The sequence below is a fragment of the Paenibacillus sp. J22P169 genome (assembly GCF_059691995.1).
Map to the genome: position 1 here is coordinate 137,678 of NZ_JCAUAO010000006.1, position 17,776 is coordinate 155,453.

At 50.5% G+C, this 17,776-nt stretch carries 13 protein-coding genes; 6 read left to right on the forward strand and 7 right to left on the reverse strand.

The genetic code is table 11. The annotated features are described in order from the left end of the window. Positions 1 to 72: 72 nt before the first annotated feature. The 5 genes from fdhD to AC58QG_RS24855 all read right to left on the reverse strand — a co-directional run bounded on the left by fdhD (position 73) and on the right by AC58QG_RS24855 (position 7,299). Positions 73 to 873: a formate dehydrogenase accessory sulfurtransferase FdhD gene (fdhD, locus tag AC58QG_RS24835; protein ID WP_497364980.1), complete on the reverse strand. Its 801-nt coding sequence runs from the start codon at positions 871 to 873 to the stop codon at positions 73 to 75. An 11-nt stretch (positions 874 to 884) separates the two neighbouring features. After that, complete coding sequence (locus AC58QG_RS24840; RefSeq protein WP_497364790.1) at positions 885 to 3,242, reverse strand: FdhF/YdeP family oxidoreductase; 2,358 nt, start codon at positions 3,240 to 3,242, stop codon at positions 885 to 887. A gap of 526 nt (positions 3,243 to 3,768) precedes the next feature. Continuing rightward, entirely contained in the window at positions 3,769 to 4,137 is a 369-nt protein-coding gene (locus AC58QG_RS24845) for a Na-translocating system protein MpsC family protein (protein WP_310500079.1), read from the reverse strand. A gap of 432 nt (positions 4,138 to 4,569) precedes the next feature. Continuing rightward, positions 4,570 to 5,403 (reverse strand): DUF72 domain-containing protein, encoded by an 834-nt coding sequence (locus AC58QG_RS24850; RefSeq protein WP_497364981.1) that lies wholly within the window; start codon positions 5,401 to 5,403, stop codon positions 4,570 to 4,572. Positions 5,404 to 5,565: 162 nt separating this feature from the next. Next, positions 5,566 to 7,299: an ABC transporter ATP-binding protein gene (locus AC58QG_RS24855; protein ID WP_497364791.1), complete on the reverse strand. Its 1,734-nt coding sequence runs from the start codon at positions 7,297 to 7,299 to the stop codon at positions 5,566 to 5,568. A gap of 225 nt (positions 7,300 to 7,524) precedes the next feature. On the opposite strand from AC58QG_RS24855, the gene AC58QG_RS24860 reads away from it, so the two are divergent. The 6 genes from AC58QG_RS24860 (at position 7,525) to AC58QG_RS24885 (ending at position 15,754) form a co-directional block, all read left to right on the forward strand. Beyond that, complete coding sequence (locus AC58QG_RS24860; RefSeq protein WP_497364792.1) at positions 7,525 to 8,967, forward strand: ABC transporter permease; 1,443 nt, start codon at positions 7,525 to 7,527, stop codon at positions 8,965 to 8,967. An 11-nt stretch (positions 8,968 to 8,978) separates the two neighbouring features. Then, the gene (locus tag AC58QG_RS24865) at positions 8,979 to 10,487 is read left to right on the forward strand and encodes an ABC transporter permease (RefSeq protein WP_497364793.1); all 1,509 of its coding nucleotides are present in this window, start codon (positions 8,979 to 8,981) and stop codon (positions 10,485 to 10,487) included. A gap of 124 nt (positions 10,488 to 10,611) precedes the next feature. Further along, a complete protein-coding gene (locus tag AC58QG_RS24870; RefSeq protein WP_497364794.1) occupies positions 10,612 to 12,450 on the forward strand; it encodes an ABC transporter substrate-binding protein in 1,839 nt (612 codons plus the stop codon). Positions 12,451 to 12,552: 102 nt separating this feature from the next. Next, positions 12,553 to 13,008: a hypothetical protein gene (locus AC58QG_RS24875; RefSeq protein ID WP_497364795.1), complete on the forward strand. Its 456-nt coding sequence runs from the start codon at positions 12,553 to 12,555 to the stop codon at positions 13,006 to 13,008. A gap of 217 nt (positions 13,009 to 13,225) precedes the next feature. Then, a complete protein-coding gene (locus AC58QG_RS24880) occupies positions 13,226 to 14,506 on the forward strand; it encodes an ArsB/NhaD family transporter (RefSeq protein ID WP_497364796.1) in 1,281 nt (426 codons plus the stop codon). Between the two features lie 66 nt (positions 14,507 to 14,572). After that, positions 14,573 to 15,754 (forward strand): cation:proton antiporter, encoded by a 1,182-nt coding sequence (locus tag AC58QG_RS24885; protein WP_497364797.1) that lies wholly within the window; start codon positions 14,573 to 14,575, stop codon positions 15,752 to 15,754. An 86-nt stretch (positions 15,755 to 15,840) separates the two neighbouring features. Here AC58QG_RS24885 and AC58QG_RS24890 read toward each other — a convergent pair whose 3' ends face one another. Both AC58QG_RS24890 and AC58QG_RS24895 read right to left on the reverse strand, forming a co-directional pair. Then, positions 15,841 to 16,875 (reverse strand): potassium channel family protein, encoded by a 1,035-nt coding sequence (locus AC58QG_RS24890; RefSeq protein ID WP_497364798.1) that lies wholly within the window; start codon positions 16,873 to 16,875, stop codon positions 15,841 to 15,843. A gap of 173 nt (positions 16,876 to 17,048) precedes the next feature. After that, complete coding sequence (locus tag AC58QG_RS24895) at positions 17,049 to 17,717, reverse strand: hypothetical protein (protein WP_497364799.1); 669 nt, start codon at positions 17,715 to 17,717, stop codon at positions 17,049 to 17,051. Positions 17,718 to 17,776 lie beyond the last annotated feature (59 nt).

Here is a 17,776-nt window from a genome sequence, read left to right on the forward strand (position 1 = left end):
AGTTGGCAATAGCTAGAATCTAGCACAATTCTGATAGAGAGACAATATAATTATTTCCACAAAAAGGTAACTTTATTGACATTCCGCAATGCGTTCTGGATGCGTATAGACCGTCAAATGGTCCCTCCGGATGAATCCAACGACCGTAATTCCTAAATCTTGAGCCAGACGAAGGGCTAGATCCGTTGGCGCTGATTTGGATAAAAGAATGCCGACGCCTATTTTCGACGCCTTTAAGACAACCTCGGAAGAAACTCTTCCGCTGAACGCAAGAACCTTATCTCGTACGGGTATCCGCTGCCGGAGGACGTGTCCGTATATTTTATCTAGCGCGTTATGCCTGCCGATGTCAGCTCGGGTAACTAACAGTTCGTTCGCCGTACACAAGGCTGCATTATGCAACCCTCCTGTCGCCCGGAATTCAGCCGATTGCTCCTGAAGCTCACTCATCAAATAAAAACATTGGGGAATTGTCAGACTGAGCTTCGTAGTCACCGTTTTGGCGGTGCGCATATCATTATGAAAATAAAACTGACGGCTTTTCCCGCAGCATGATCCGATGAATCGCTTGGATACCATCTGACGGCTCAGTTGATGTAGATGCCGCAGCTTCACATGAGCGAAGCCACGGTCCTCCTCAATAGCTAGGGATTCAATCTGGTCCACGAATCTGATCATGCCTTCGGAGGCAAGAAAACCAGTGACCAAATCGACCGTGTCGCTTGGTGTGTAGACGAGTGTGGCGAATTCTTCGCCACCCAGCAGAATGGTCAGAGGTGCTTCGATCGCGATCGTATCCTCCGCAGGAAGCACCTCCGAGCCATTATAGCGGTGAATAGACCACGTAGTTGTTGAGGGTGATACAGGCTCCATCTCATCCACGCTCATCCCTCCATTTCGGTTTCCAACTCTAAAATACGCTTCTCCACGTAACGTGTGTCTTTGTGTGCGTGATAGGTTTCAGCCTTCTCAACAATGACGGCCGTGTTATACTCCGGAATGCCCGCGTAAGGCTCATATACCCCCTTGGGTATTAAACTGTTACCTTCGGGCCAATGCACTTCAATATTGCCTCTTCGGATATCAGCCTTCTTAGCTCTGCCATGCATGTTGCCATACCCGTTGTAGACGACAATGGCTTCGCCTTCTTGTAAAGCAAGGCTGCGCATATCGTCCTGATCCATCAGCACATCGTAGCGATCCGCATCATTGAACGGATCGATGTCGCTGTAGATCATCGAATTGAACTGCTTGCCGCGGCGCGTCGTTACCGCGAAATGCCCCTCCGGCTTCCGCAGCTCCGGAAGCTCGATCGGCAGCAGCCGGCCGCGGCCATCCGGCGTCGGACAGATGCCGTCCTCGCAGAGCCACGCGCCGCCGGATTGAAACACATCACCGCGCTCCCGCAGGTGCTGAATGCCGTCATAGCTCGGCGCGGCCAGCGAGATCTCCGCGCGGATCGCTTCCGCACTGCCGCAGCCTAGCAGCGCTGCGGCTTCGGGCTTAACCCGGCGAGCGAGATCGACGTAGATGTCCCACTCCGCGCGCGCTTCACCGATGCGGGGACCGGCGATCTCGGGCGAGAAGTACACCATCCGCTCCGTCGAGGTGGATGTACCTCCCCCAGGCTGCTCGTAGCGCGTCATCGCGGGCAGCACCACCACAGCCTCCCGCGCGTCGAGCAGCGTGGAGGTGTTGAGAATGATGTCCTGGTGGACACGGACATCCATGTTGGTTAGTGCATTATGGACGAATGCCGGGTCCGGCATCGTCTCGAGGAAGTTGCCTCCGGAAGTGTAAAACAGCCGGAGCTTCCGCTCCTGCTCCTCGGGCAGGAGCGCGTTCTCAAGGGTGACACCGACGATGTCACCCTGCCAGCTCGGCAGCTCGAAGCCCCAGAGCTGCTCAATGCGCTTGCGGTCGGCGGCGCTACTGATCTCGCCGCCGGGCAGGGAGAAGGGATCCGCGCCCATTTCGCCGGAGCCCTGCACGCCGCTGTGGCCGCGGATGGGCATCAGCCCGCAGTGCTCGCGGCCGAGAAAGCCCCGCAGGAGGGCGAGATTCGCCACCTGCGAGATGTTGTCCGTGCCGAAGCGGTGCTGTGTGAGCCCCATGCTCCACACGAAAACCGCGCTAGCGGCACGCGCCAACAGTGCAGCGAGCTCGCTCATGCGCTCGCGGGTGAGGCCGGACGACTGCTCCAGCGTCGTCCAGTCCTGCTGCGCCACGTGGGCGCGCAGCTCTTCGTAGCCGTTCGTGTGCGCAGCCACGAACGCATGATCAATCGCGGAGCCAGGCTCGCGCGCCTCCATCTCGAACCACACCTTCATGATGCCATTCATGAAGGCAATATCTCCGCCGATGTTCACTTGGTATACATCGTCGGCCAGCTTGGTGCCGAATAACGCCGATTCGGCAATCGAAGGGATCCAGTACTGCTCCATCGACGGCTCGTAGTACGGGTTAATGACGATGATCTTCGTCCCTTTGCGTTTGGCCGCATACATATACTTCGTCGAGACCGGCTGATTGTTCGCGGCCACACTGCCCCAGAATACAAGGACGTCCGTACCAATCCAGTCCTTGTAATTGCACGTCGAAGCTCCTACGCCTACGGAGCGTTTCAAAGCCGTCTTCGACGGCGAGTGGCAGATGCGCGAGGCATTGTCAATATTGTTCGTACCGAGCAATCTCGCCGCCTTCGCTGCCACGTAATACGACTCGTTCGTGATGCCCCTCGCCGTTAAGTAGAACGCCATCTGCTTCGGGTTCAACCCGCGCATCTTCGACGCAATCGTATCCAGCGCTTCATCCCAGGTTGCGCGTCGGAAGCGTCGCTCACCCTTCTTGCGGATGAGCGGATACGGAATGCGCCCGAGCTGACGAAGCTCAGTGGAGCTTAAGCGGCTGAGCTCGTCGATGTCCGCGTGGAGGAGCTCCTCGCGGATCGCTGGCATCGTATTCAGCCGCAGCACGTTCAGCCGCGTGGTGCAGATATGCGGCCCCGCAAGCGTCTGATCGTAAAGCCCCGATACGCCAAGTGCGCAGCCATCGCACACGCCTTGTGTCAGAATCCTCACCGCATACGGCAGATTATCGCGATTTTGCCATGCGATTTTGGCTGTCTCTCGAATATGCTTCGGCTTGACCTTGCCTAGTCCGAAAGGTATTTTGCTGACCCAGAGCTTCGGATCAGGCTTCGCGGGTAGCTTGATCGGCCCTGTGTGCTTCGTTTTCCCCAAGTGAAACGCCTCCCATGCGTGTATGTATTGTTGTGTTGCATCTATTTCTCTCTCTCACCAATCACACCAGTCGTCGCCCGTCACCACAAATAATTGCGAATAAGCATCCTTTTACTAGCCAATTCACTTGTTTTTGAGAAATGCGTGCAAATCCGCAACTATTTCTGCCATTTCTAGCATTTTTAGCGTACTTCCCGCCAAAAGGTTGCCTATTCGCAACCTTTCCTACTCGACGAGTTATCAAGCGTGAAATTGTTGCACATTTGCATCTTTCACCTTCTGTCGGGCCGTTAACTGGCTAAACGCATGACCTGCTTACTCGCCATTAGACCGCCCTGCCCCTCTAGACCTTCCGCTCATCCCCCATGCTCCTCAGCTCCTTAGAAGCAAAAAACCACCGCAAAACAACCCCAAGCCCCTCTTACGAGAAGAGTCTCGGGTTGTCTCACAGTGGTTAGTCTCCGGCAGGTTCGCTACCAAGTGCCAAGCACCTTACTTATGTATATGTAGATGTACGAGCGGTTAGTTATCCGTTTCTTGTACCAAACTTCTTTTCCAAATCCTCATCAAAGACGAATACCGACATCCCTACATCCTGGGCAATATCGATATCGACAAACAGCTGAATGAACTTCGCGCCGAGCAGCGCTTCCATCTCTACAGGCGGATGATCCTTGTAGATCTCTTTGACCATTTCTGTGCGTGCCGTGCGGAGCATTTGCCTGCCATCGCCCGTCTTCGCCATAAACTTCTCCACAGGGGAAAGGTTCCCTGCCATTTCGCAGATCGCCCAGCTTTTGCAGAAGGTCGTCGTCACACGTTCCGGTCCTTTGCCCATATGCCTCTTGCGATACGCCTTCACGAGGTTACTGAACTCGGCCTCCATACGATTCATCGGCCAGCCACCTTTATGTTTACGTTTACAAGCTTGTCCTAGCTTCATCATAGCAAGAAAGCCTATACCTGACAACACCCTAAAGCACTACTCAAACTACCCGCCTGCCGGGTATCTCCCCGTACGGAACGACGTTCCGATAATTTCGGTGAAATCTCTAGAACTTCTATTCCTCATCTTCCCACTTACGCGAGTAGGCCTTCTTCGTTACCCAAATCGTTAGCCCAATCACGATGATAATCGCGATCACGCTTCCAATAACTGCACCAACCACCTATCACACGCCCCTTTTATCTGCTCATAGCTCATACATCCCATTGTATCAAAAGTCGTCTAGCCAGACAGCATCGACTTCGACAATTCAGCGACAGAACGCTGTCCGTCGGTTCACAGGTTGATCAATCACATGGTCACATTCACATTGGCAACTTTTCAAAACAAATCTAGCTGCCTCGGCGCCAGCCCCTCGTAGTCTAAGCCTAGCATGCTCATCAATGTTTTCGCATTTCCCGCAGCATGTCCACCTGAGTTGTTGTTGAAAATGATACAAATCTCCCGCGTCTGCTCCTGCAAACGAAGCAGCCTCACCTTCCACTCCAACAATTCCTGCGGATTGTAGTCGTACAGATACCGCACATCGCGCCAGTTGGCCTCGTTCGTCTGCACCCATCCCCCGACATTGCGTCCGTGGAAGCGAACCATCGTCATGTCAGGATGCGTCGCCTCCAAGACGATCGGAACGGATCCAATCCCTGCCTGCGGCTCGTCGCAGATGCTATGCATCCAGCCCTCGCGCTTCATGAAGGCCAGCGTCTTGTCCCGCATGTCCTCTGTGAACCAGCTCTGATGCCGGAACTCCAGAGCTAGCGGCACATCTCTCATTCTGTCCTTCGCTTCCCGAATCACATCCACACTCGCCTTGTTGCACGCAAACCAAGGTGGATACTGAAACAGCACAGCCTTCAGCTTCCCCGCTTCCTGAACAGGTCGAATCGACTGTAAGAACGCCTCGTACATCTGGTCAGCCCCGCCTGCAAAAGGATTCTCTCCCCGCAGATGGCCAGTCATCCCTTGGTAGGCCTTTATAATAAATCCAAAGTTCTCGGGTGTCTCTTGGACCCATTTCGCATAATTGCGTTCAGGTTGTACCGCATAGAAGGAGGTATCTACCTCCACAATCGGGAAATGAGCGCCGTACGTCGTGAGCTTCCCCTTGCTCCCGCCCAGGTCATGGTCACCCCAACCCGCTAAGCCGATATTGATCAACGTTATCACCTCGTGCTCCATCACTTTATCTACAGTGTTTCGTTCCATCTATCATAACATCCTCCTCCACCATACCAAAAGCAATAGGCGTTCATACTGAGGATTAATTAGAAAAAAGCGCGTCTCCTCCATGAAGGGACGCGCTTTCCGATTGTGCATTTATTATTCGTTTACAGCCAGCCAATGGCCAGGCCGTACTTCGACGAACCGCGACCGCTCCAGCCCGTATGGATCTTGTATAGACGAATCAATAAGTGGCACGAACGCCTTACGAGACTCTACCGCCGGATCAGGAACCGGAATCGCCGCAAGCAGCGACTTGGTATACGCATGCATCGGGTTGGCATACAGCTCTTCGCTCTCCGCCAGCTCGACGATTTTGCCCTTGTACATCACCGCTACTCGGTCACTGATATGTTTAACCATCGAAAGGTCGTGAGCGATAAATAGGTACGTCAGCCCCAACCTCTGCTGCAACTCCTCCAGCAGCTTAACGATCTGCGCCTGGATGGAAACGTCCAGAGCTGATAACGGCTCGTCGCAGACGATAAACTCCGGCTCAACTGCCAGTGTTCGCGCGATTCCGATCCGCTGCCGCTGTCCGCCGGAGAACTCATGCGGGTAGCGCATAGCATGAGATGCGCTAAGACCTACCATATCAAGCAGTTCCTCAATCCGATGCTGCCGCTCCCCCTTGCTGCTTGTCATGCGATGGAGATCCAACGCCTCGCCGATGATGTCGGCAATGCGCATACGCGGGTTCAGGGAGGCATACGGATCCTGGAAGATCATCTGCATGTAGCGTCGCATCGTCTTCATCTCCCTGCGGTTTAACCGGTTCAGTGAGATCCCCTTGTACAACACCTCTCCGCCTGTCGCCTCGTTTAACCGCAAGATCGTACGACCCGTGGTGGACTTACCGCAACCTGATTCTCCTACAACGCCTAGCGTCTCCCCGGCACGGATGTCAAAGCTGACATCGTTGACCGCTTTGATGATCTGGCCTTTGCCTAAATTGAAATGCTGTCTAAGCGACCGGACCTCCAGCAAAGGGCGGTCATCTGCCGAACGCATGACAGAGGAAACCAGTTTAGGTTTCTTCTTCTCGTTAAGCCTTGGCAGTGCGTTCAGTAGACGCACCGTGTAAGGATGCTTTGGTGCAGAGAAAATTTCCTCCGTCGTGCCCGTCTCGACGACCTCGCCATCCTTCATAACCACGACCCGGTCGCACATGCCAGCTACGACACCTAAATCATGCGTAATCAAGATGATGGATGTGCCGAGCTTGCGCTGAATCTCCTTCATCTGGTGCAAAATTTGCGCCTGAATGGTTACGTCAAGCGAAGTAGTCGGCTCGTCCGCAATAAGCAGCGATGGTCGACAAGCAAGCGCGATGGCAATCATCACCCTTTGACGCATACCACCGGAAAACTCATGGGGATACTGATAGTAGCGTGTTTCAGCGTAGGGGATACCGACTAACTTCAGCATCTCGATGGCTTCCCGCTGTGCTTCTTCCTTGCCAAGTCGCCGATGCTTGATCAGACTCTCCTCAATCTGCCGACCTATGCGCATCGTCGGGTTCAGCGAGGACATCGGATCTTGGAAAATCATGCCGATATCGCGGCCGCGAATCTGCTCCATCTCCAAATCTGACTTATCAGCTAGGTTCTGTCCATGGAAGAGGACCTCTCCCCCCTTCACCATTGAAGGAGGAGATGGTAATAACCTCATGATCGTACGTGCCGTAACGCTCTTCCCGCTGCCGGATTCGCCTACAATTCCCAGCGTCTCGCCTTCGCGAACTGAGAAGCTTACGTTACGAACCGCTTCAACTTCTTTATCGCGAGCGTAGAAAGAGACAGATAATTGCTTCACTTCTAATATTGATGTCATATAATCACCTTTGAGTTGGGATAAACTTGAAAAGAAAGTTTCTAACATTCGTAATTACATGTTAAAATATAAGCTAATCGAATCGCAACTATAAAAAAAATATATATTTCAAATAAATGAAACAATTTTCCGACGGTCATTGACATTTTTCGCTACCACTCTTAAAATCTACTATATCGATCGGAATAATGCAATATAAACTGACCGACAAAGGAGCATACGAACTTGACCGGGCACACTTCAGCTATGGATTCACCTCTAGTCGACCGACTCGGGAACATCTTTTTCAAAATGCTATTGCATCCTACTTATCGCTTTCTGCTGCTGCTGGCAGGGGCTCCCTTGCATCTAATCGTCTATGTGGTCTATCTGTCCAACAAGAAGAAGAGTATGCACAAGGCTAATTTGGACAAGTTAGAACAGCAATGGACTTCCTCCGGATACCGAGATCAACTGCTCGCAGAGACGAAGGAACAGCTTGAACGCAAGCACCGGTTTTTCGATCAGACCGTCTCACCAGAGAAGCTGGATCGCGAAGCTAACCAGATCACGGCGATCAAGTTCAAGGAAGCGTTATTGCGTCACCTTGATGCTGAGCAAGAGGGGAACGGCAAATCGCAGACCACCTATGCCGATACATTTACCCAATTGATCCGGCACCCTGCGTTTTTGGCTATCTCCATTATTCCCGGCGTTCTCATGTACATACTCATGTTGATTTATAGCAACGCCTATTTCAAATATATCGCTGAACGGCTCGTGATGACCGTTTTTGTCATTTTTGGCGTCGCCTTTCTGGTCTTTACCATTCTTTATCTGTCGCCCTTGAATCCTGCTGCCAACATCATCGGGGAAACGGCTACAGCAGAGCAGATTGCCAAGTTTAATCAGCTTTACGGTCTTGATCAACCATACCTGACTCAGCTTTGGCATACGTTCCGCGGTATTCTGACGTTCGATTTAGGCAAGTCCTTCGCAGGCAACGAAGTGGTCACAACCTCCATCGCTGCGAAGTTTCCTGTGACGTTGACGCTAACCGTCATCTCCACGATCATAGCGGTATTAATCGCACTGCCGATCGGGTTGGTATCCGCTACTCGGCCGAATTCTTTTTTTGACTATACGTTCATGCTGATTGCGCTGATTGGATTGTCGATCCCAAACTTCTGGCAAGGGCTCGTCCTCATCCTGAATTTCTCGATCAAGCTGCACTGGCTCCCAGCTACGTATAATCCGCAGAACGCATTAACCATGATCATGCCGATTGTCGTATTAGGAACAGGCCTTACGGCGGCAGTCGCTCGGATGACACGTTCTTCTACACTGGAGGTCATCCACGAAGATTATATTACGACAGCCCGGGCCAAAGGGTTATCCCGCAGGCAAGTGCTTTGGAAGCACGCCGTAGGCAATGCGCTAATTCCGATTATTACGGTCATCGGACTTCAGTTCGGTGCGATGCTCGGAGGAGCAGCTGTGACGGAGAAGGTTTTTAATATCAACGGGATTGGAAGCTATATCGTGGACAAGCAGTTTATACCCGATATTCCCGCAATCATGGGCGGAGTCGTCTACACCGCTATCACGATTTCTATCGTCAATGTCGTCATCGACATTTTATACGCTTTTTTTGATCCAAGAATTCGTTCAAAAATGAAACAATACTAGCAGGTGACAACGTGACCAAACCGATACTTACTAAACAGGACACTCATTTCAGATTACGCACCTGCTCGGAATACGGACAGGCCAGCTTTGCCGGAATCGCCTCCTTAATCTTGGCGTTGGTACTGTTGATCAACAGCTTTGAAGGAGCCCACTTGGCTGTGAATTCAGCCGTATTCGCCGCCTTCGTCTCTTATTTAGTCTTTGCTCTTCTTCAATTGGGAACAATGGCCTTGATCCGCAGAGATTTGCTCCAACATGGCGAGCTGCAACGTACAACTCGCTGGATAGGCTACGTACTATTGCTCAGCCTGCTGACCGCTAATATTTTCATCGTAACGGCAGCCTTTCAGCTCATCAAACGCAAGAAGAGCGCAGCCTACATACTCTCGGTCTACGCATTGTTGACCACCGTGTTCGTGTTCGCTGTCTCTGCATTAAACGTCTTCAAGCCGTATGTATCCAACTTATTCGTACCCGGCATGTCTCTCATTATAGTCGCTGCCGCCATTCAATTACTTGCTCTGCTTCTGATCTCTCGGTATGCAGATGACCAGCTTCTACCCAAGTGGTTGTGGGGCGTCGCGGTCCTGCTGCTTGTAACTTCTCTAACGGGCAATGTATTCGCCCTGGCTCTTGGCATCCTGTTGATGTCCCAACTTAAGAACAGAGATGGTTCGTCCGGAACAAAATTAAATGAGGTTGTCGATCGGCTGTCCCGCAGCTCCACTTCCATGCTGGGCCTGTGGTTCATCGGCTTCCTGCTGGCCATCTCCTTGTGCAGCTACTTAACGTTTGACTACGGGATGGCGATCGATAACAACTACGGAGCTATCCTGCAATCGCCAAGCCTTACCTATCCGCTTGGTACGGACAACTTTGGTCGATGCTTGTTCTCCCGAATTGTATTCGGTGCACGCATCTCGCTCTTCGTCGGTATCCTCTCAACATTGATCCCCGTCATTATCGGAGGTTCACTGGGAGCGATATCTGGCTACTACGGACGCAACACGGACAATCTCATCATGCGAGCGCTTGATATTCTGTACGCAATTCCAGGCATCCTACTAGCCATTGCTATCATAGCGGCATTCGGCGCTAGCACGGTCAATCTCATTCTCGCGCTGAGCATAGGGTCCATCCCAACGTATGCTCGGACCATGCGAGCCAACGTGCTGCTCGTCTCAACACTTGAATATGTGCAAGCAGCACGCGCTTTCGGCGCAGGCGATCTCACAATTCTGCTCCGACATATCATCCCGAACTCCCTTGCGCCGATGATTGTTAAGTCTACGCTGACCGTCGGCGGGGCCATCATTTCGACGAGCAGCTTAAGCTACCTCGGACTCGGCGTAGAGCCGCATATCCCTGAGTGGGGTAATATTCTGAAGGTCGGAAGTTCCTATCTTGAGACTCATGCCTACACGGCAATCTATCCCGGCTTGGCTATCATCGCACTGGTGCTGTCCTTCAACTTCCTCGGAGACGGACTTCGCGACGCGCTTGATCCTAAGCTTGACTAGCACATAAAAATCTAGTTTGGAATATTCATTCTTACTCCATGGACCTCATCGTTGCACGTACAATTGAAGGAATATGGAATGAATGTGCGTTCATACACTTACATTTTATTAGGAGGGTCAATCTATGATTAAGAAAAGTAAGGTCGTCATCCCTGTCATCCTCGGCGTCTCTATGATGCTAAGTGGATGCAATTTCACAACCAAAAATGACGCCGCGGCGTCACCAACACCATCGCCAGGAGCAGCTGTTGTCAACAATACCCCAGTCGATATCGAACTGTTGGGTATGAGCGCAAACGAAACAGACCTTAACATCGTTCGCGACCAGCTTACAAAGAATGGTTTTAACGTTAAGTTGAACATCCAGCCGGATTACGGCACGTTCAAAGCCCAACAAGATGCAGGCAACTTCGACGCTGCCCTGTCCAGCTGGACGACGGTTACTGGTAATCCAGACTATGCGGTACGTTCCCTGTTCAAAACAGGCGGCGACTACAGCATCATGTCCGATCCAGAAATCGACAAGCTGATTGATCAAGCAGCATCCCAAACACCAGAGAAGTACACAGAAACATACAAGCAATTCGAACAAAATTTAGTACTAGACAAGGCTTACATCGCTCCACTTTACAACTCCCTTAAATCACAAGCATTCAATCAAGATGTTCTGAAAAAAGAGTCTGTTCGTCTCTCGAAGTCACGTTCCCTTCCGTGGGAAGAGTTGGACTTCAAAGATGCTGCTAAACGCGCGAAGGACCCGATCATTTTGCAATCCACGCTTCCGTCCTTGACGTCGCTTGACCCGATCAAAGGTAACGATGGATCAATCAACATTATCAACACGAACATGTACGTACGTCTACTTAACTTGACAGACGACGACAAGCTAACAGCTGAAGGCTCCCTTTCGCACAACTTCGCGATTGCTGAAGGCAATTCCGACTACTACTTCGTACTTCGTGACGATATCAACTTTGCGCAAATCAAGAATAAGCTAGCTGCTGATTCTGGCGAACGCGTAGGTGCAGAAGATGTTATCTTCTCGCTGAATCGTGCCAAGAACAAAAATTCAGTGCCAAATCACCGCACATTTACGCTTCATGAACATATTAAAAATGTTGAGCTCGTGACAGACCCTGCCGTACTAGATTCCATTAAGATCTCTGGCAGCTCCGACACGATTAAAGCTGGCTTAGAAAAAGGTCTTGGCTCCAAAATTGCTTCCCTCGTTTCTGATAAAACAAAAGCGAGCAATAAAGAAGGTAAATACCAAGTTGTCAAGTTGACAACAACAGAACCGTTCCCGCAAGTATTGAACTATTTGGCGCATCAATCCGCTGGCATTGTTTCCAAGAAGCAAGTCGAAAGCATTAACACGTACGATGTAGCGAAGTATGACGTAAATAAAGACGTCGCCTACGGTGACCAAGCGACGATTACTGAGGGTGCTAAATACAACAATACGTTGGCAACAAGCGGCCCTTACATTCTTTCTTACAAAAATGATTATGAAGCTGTCTTCTACAAAAACCCAGGTTACATGAAGGGTACGAAGTATGAGCCGAAAGTCGACTCCATCAAAATCCGTTTCATCAAAGATGCTGAAGCATCCCTGTCCGCGCTTAGAAGCGGTGAGATTCACTTGTACTACGGCGTTTCCGAAGTGAAGTTCGATGTTGTCAAAGCTGATACTAAACTTTCGCTCCAAACACTCCCTAGTAACGCTGTGTCCTACTTGTTGTTCAACACCAAGAATCGTGAGATTGCCAAAAGCGCTGACTTGAGAAAAGCTGTGCTGTACTCCATCAATCAAGACGAATTCCTTGCTTACTACAAGAACAATAAGTTCAAAGCGATATCAACGTTAAGCCCGCTTGTCAAAACGGGATTAGAGGTTAAAGCAGACTCTGCTAAAGTGAAGGATTTCTTGAGCAAGTATAACGCTAGCAAATCCAGCAAATAGCTCAACCACTGAACATGCTAAGAAGACTGCCTCGTCGTCGACATGACGATTGGGCAGTCTCTTTCATACAAAGCCACATCGCACAGATTGGAGCGAACAAAGATGCCAACTCCCGAAGCCAACCCAGTTAAATTGTCTCAATGGGATGCACTTATCCTAGAATCACTCAAGACCCAAGAATCGTCCGCAGACGAGCTGCTTCATCGGGTCCAAGCTGGCCAGCTTCCGGTAGATGAAAGCAAGTTCCAATTCGACTATACGCGCTTAACCGAGCTCGCGAGTCAAGATCTCGCTGCGTTCGAACAAGCCGTTCGTCACGGCTACCAGATCAAATACAATACGCTTCGCGGCATCGCCAGCTGGATTCTCGTTGTTTTCGGCCAAGAGCCTGAGTTACAGCTCGAGCCCGGTCACGAAGCAGTCGTCGCAAATCTTACCGCGGAGCAGCATAAACGCCTAACTGCCGTGCTCTCCTATGGGTGGGTCGTGCGCGGCGAGCATGCAGCTACGCCTGAAGCGAGTTCGACATACGTCATCGAGCCTCTCGTCCGAGGTTGACGTTACGCAATCGTAACTTACTTGCTCCACGATGCTACTCATGACTTTATCTTTACAACACCCATGGGAGCAGGTATAGTTACGCTATATAGGATTGACCCGGAGGAGCCTGCCAACAGCGGGCTCTTTTTGTCTTTTTCAGGGTACTGCGGGTCGAAAACACATAACTCAGGACAATTCTGGAAATCCTGAAATACAGTCAATGGAGGCAGATCTAGTGGAATTACAAGCTTATTGGGCTATCGGCATCTTCTTACTTATCTATGCGATTATCATTTCCGAGAAAATACACCGAACCATTATCGCCATACTCGGCGCCGTGCTTATGGTTGTTTTTGGCATCGTGAGCCAAGAGACAGCTCTGCACCACATCGATTTCAACACACTGGGCCTACTCATCGGGATGATGATTATTGTGGGCATTACAGCGGAGACGGGACTTTTCAAGTATGTCGCTGTGAAGGCCGCGAAGCTCGCTAAGGGACAGCCCCGTAGAATATTGATCGCGCTCGTGATCATCACAGCAGTTTGCTCTGCCTTTTTGGACAATGTGACGACAGTCCTTCTTATGGTCCCTGTCACCCTGAGCATTACGAGACAGCTTCGCGTGAATCCATTCCCGTTCCTTTTTACACAAATTCTTGCCTCCAATGTTGGAGGTACAGCGACGCTGATCGGCGATCCGCCGAATATTATGATTGGCAGCGCAGTGAAAGAGCTTACGTTCATGGCTTTCATTAACAATCTGGCGCCTATTGCGATCATTATCATGCTGGCTTATATTCCGTTGTTCCTGCTGCTCTTCGGGAAGCAAATTAAATCTACCCCCGAGCTGCAACAGAGCATTATGGCGATGGATGAGAAAGCAACGCTAACGGACCGTAAGCTGCTCTGGAAATGCCTCTCCGTGCTAGCCCTTACCATTCTAGGCTTCTTCCTGCATCAGAGCTTGCATTTGGAATCGGCTACGGTTGCGCTGAGCGGCGCGTTTCTGCTGCTTCTCCTGACTGGAGAGCACATGCTGGAGTCGGCTTTCGCTAGTATCGAGTGGCCTACGATCTTCTTCTTTATCGGTCTGTTCGTGCTCGTATCGGGACTTGTAGAAACAGGCGTAATTACGCAGTTAGCTGTACATGCGATTGAACTGACAGGTGGCAATGAGCTCGCAACCTCGATGCTCATTCTGTGGCTGAGTGCGATAGCTTCGGCTTTCCTCGATAACATCCCATTCGTTGCCACCATGATTCCATTAATTCAGGAAATGGGTACTCTAGGCGTCAACAATCTAGAACCGCTGTGGTGGAGTTTGGCTTTGGGCGCTTGTTTAGGTGGTAATGGCACGTTGATTGGGGCGAGTGCGAACTTGATCGTAGCCGGACTTGCTGGCAAAGAGGGCCATCCGATCTCCTTCATGAAATACCTCAAATACGGTTTCCCTCTAATGCTCGTCTCGATTGTGCTGTCTAGCTTGTATATTTACTTCAGGTTTTTGATCTAAAAGCTAAGTTGCCAGATTCTGTTTACACAATTGGAACACTTGGGCGAAAAGAGAGGAGGAACTGACATGATTCATTACTGGCTTGTCCTGCTTACCATCGCGGTGGCCATTGCGTATTTGGCGGATAAAACGAAGCAACCCTACCCTACACTGCTTGTCATAGCTGGCCTACTGCTTGGGCTTCTCCCGATTCCAGCCATGCATAAGCTCAAAGATTACATTGCATCCGATCACGTGTTCCAAACAACGGTTATCCTTATCTTCTTATCAGCCCTCATTGGAGATGCGGCGATCAAGCTGCACTTTCATGAGGTGAAGGAAAGCAAGCGGCCTATCCTGCTGCTCTCCTTACTCGGCACATTGATCACCTTTGTTCTTGTAGCAGTGCTCTGCTCCGTTTTCTTAGGTCTCTCCCTGCAAAAAGCACTCGTATTCGGCGCCTTGATGGCCGCTACCGATCCCGTTTCCGTGCTCAGTATCTTCAAGTCGTTAGGTCTTAATTCGAAGCTATCCACCATCGTCGAGGGTGAAAGCTTAGCCAACGACGGTGTTGCTGTTGTCCTGTTCAAAATTGCGCTAGTCACCACGATGCTCAGCATGTCCAGTCTCCTTGACGGCACATTGGAGTTTGCTAAGGTTGTAATTGGCGGCATGGTAATCGGGATCCTTGGCGGCTTCCTAGCTTCCAGAATCACGTCGCGCATCGATAACTATCTCGTCGAAATCGGCCTATCCATTGTGTTGTTCTATGGGGTATTCGAAATTGCCGAGATGTTTCATCTATCTGGCGTGATTTCGGTCGTCTTTGCTGGTCTAGTACTCGGCACCTATGGAAAAAACATCGGCATGTCCGACACCACGTTAGAGAAAATGGACTCCTTCTGGGAGGTCATCGCCTTCATCGGCAATGCGCTTATTTTCCTTATGGTGGGCTTGGAGATATCGAACATCGACTTCACGGACAAATGGCAAGAGATTGGCGGCAGTATCGTCATCGTACTCCTCGCCAGATTCATCGCCGTCTATGTGAGCCTAGCCTTGGATCGCGAGATGCCTTCAGCCTGGAAGCCTATCATCGCATGGGGTGGGCTAAAGGGGTCGCTATCGATTGCGCTTCTGCTGGGCGTGTCGCCAGCATTCGAAGGTCGCGACCTGCTGCTCGCGATGACGTTCAGCAATGTCGTGTTTTCATTGCTCGTACAGGGGACGACCTTGAGCCGGCTGGTTGCAGTCTTAAAAGTGAAGTGAGTGGTCTGTCGCTACCACCGACGGTCCCCCCTCAACAAACACGACAAAAAATAGCCAAGAGGTTTATCTACCTCTTGGCTATTCTTCTATTTCGTCGCTAACCGTCCATACGTTTCCTTATCACAAATCACGAAAAGCCTTGCCCCCTGCGGAATCTCTTCATGGAGCCTTTTATTTATATTCAGATGCTCGCCATCTGAGATCAGTGTCGCACCCTTTTGCAGCAAATCCTGAAAAGCATCATGGAACGTCACCCACTTCGCCTGTGCGGGAATCTCATAGAGATCTTCCCCTTGCGGCGTGCGGGTTAGCAGCTGCGTTAGAATCTTCGAGCTGCCCGGATTGAATGCTGAGCGCACTGCGAGCTGTGAAATGGTCTCACTGCCGAATATGAACTCATCAATGCGAATGTGCTGGAAGTTGGGTAAGTTGTTTTTATCGCGAATCTCGACAATCGTGTACACATGGTTATAGTTGCGCTCGACGGTAGTGGCGACTAGCAACGTTTTGCCATCGACGAAGGCGGGATCTCGAATCGTGTTCTGGAACTGCGTCACCTCATCAGCAAAGATGAAGACCGCTCTCGCCTTGGACGTATTCGCCATGTCGAGTGTCGCCACGAGCTGCGGGTTGCCCAGCACATAATGCACGCGATCATGCTGAATTGGTGATTTTTCCAGTGTATCTATAAGTACAATCTCCACAAGGGGGTCTGAGTTCAGAATTTCCTTGATCGCATTCTCTGCATGCTGACTCCAATCAATAATGACAAAATGGTTCGCCCCTGCAAACTTCAATTTCCCTTCCTCCTTCATGCGCTGATACACAAATAAGGCATCCACGACTTTACTAATCGTTATGGAAATAAGCCCAATACCGAAGATGTAGACGACGATTCCTAAGCATTTGCCTGCAACTGTATGTGGATAAAAATCACCATAGCCCACAGTTGTAACTGTTGTCATGACCCACCACAAGCCGTTAAACCGAGTCTCGAAAGTGCTGGGCTCAAGTTCATACGCTAACAAGGAGCTGCCTACAATGAACACAACAGCTATACCAAAAACAAAGAGATTATTCCACCGGATCAGACGTAATAGGAATTTCGAGAAAAAAAGCATGGTGACCTCCTCACAGGCATCCACCTAACATTTACCAATACCTCCATTTTAGCATATCATCCACAACGCTTATATATGAGGGAATCACAAAATGCCTTGGAGAAGGAAAAACCCCAGCACCAGAACGGCACCAGGGTTTTCTTCATGTACAAGCTTTATACGCTTGATCTTATTTATTTCGCAGCTTTCTTTGCCCATTTGGCTTGCATGGAACTCGAAATTTCTGCGTACACTTGCTCCGTTGTTTTACCGTCTGTGGAGATGCCCAATTTAGCTGCTTTCTTATTCACAGCCGCGGATTGCTTAGCCTGTTTCGCTGCTTTTTTGGCTTCTTTCCCAGCCTTCAACGCCGCGTGGATTTCCTTGCCAGATTTCCCTTCTGTCGCGATGCCCGCTTCGGTTGCTTTCGCTTGCAGCTTGGTCAAGGCTGCGGCTTTCAGAGCTGCTTTCAACTCCTTGTTCGCCAGCCCATCCGCGCTCACGCCAAGCTTTGTCGCTTTCTCCTGCAGCTTCACGCCAACAGCAGCCTTGATTTCCGTTTTGAGCTGCTCCGCTGACTTGCCATTTGTGGAGATTCCCAATTTAGCTGCTGCAGCATTCAACTTCTCAGTGTGATTAGCCGTGGCTGCCGTTTTCAGTTCTGCCTTAATTTCCTTGTTCGTTTTCCCATCCGTCGATATACCAAAAGCTTGCGCTTTTTCTTGTAATAGTTGCTTCATGGGATGAAATTTCGTTGTTGAAGACGCTGTTGCATCTCCTTGTACACCTTCGGCGAAAGCTGCTGCTGGAACGGAACATACAATCGCACCGATCAACGCTATTCCTGCTAATTTCTTCAACACATGGAGTCACTCCTTCATTTGTTATGGGTGGGTTCTTTGCCTTACGAATCTAATCATAT

Bases quoted from the DNA above. Each gene is read 5' to 3' on its own strand.
- fdhD (WP_497364980.1), bottom strand. From the start codon at position 873: ATGGAGCCTGTATCACCCTCAACAACTACGTGGTCTATTCACCGCTAT.
- AC58QG_RS24845 (WP_310500079.1), bottom strand. From the start codon at position 4,137: ATGAATCGTATGGAGGCCGAGTTCAGTAACCTCGTGAAGGCGTATCGC.
- AC58QG_RS24855 (WP_497364791.1), bottom strand. From the start codon at position 7,299: ATGACATCAATATTAGAAGTGAAGCAATTATCTGTCTCTTTCTACGCT.
- AC58QG_RS24870 (WP_497364794.1), top strand. From the start codon at position 10,612: ATGATTAAGAAAAGTAAGGTCGTCATCCCTGTCATCCTCGGCGTCTCT.
- AC58QG_RS24875 (WP_497364795.1), top strand. From the start codon at position 12,553: ATGCCAACTCCCGAAGCCAACCCAGTTAAATTGTCTCAATGGGATGCA.
- AC58QG_RS24885 (WP_497364797.1), top strand. From the start codon at position 14,573: ATGATTCATTACTGGCTTGTCCTGCTTACCATCGCGGTGGCCATTGCG.
- AC58QG_RS24890 (WP_497364798.1), bottom strand. From the start codon at position 16,875: ATGCTTTTTTTCTCGAAATTCCTATTACGTCTGATCCGGTGGAATAAT.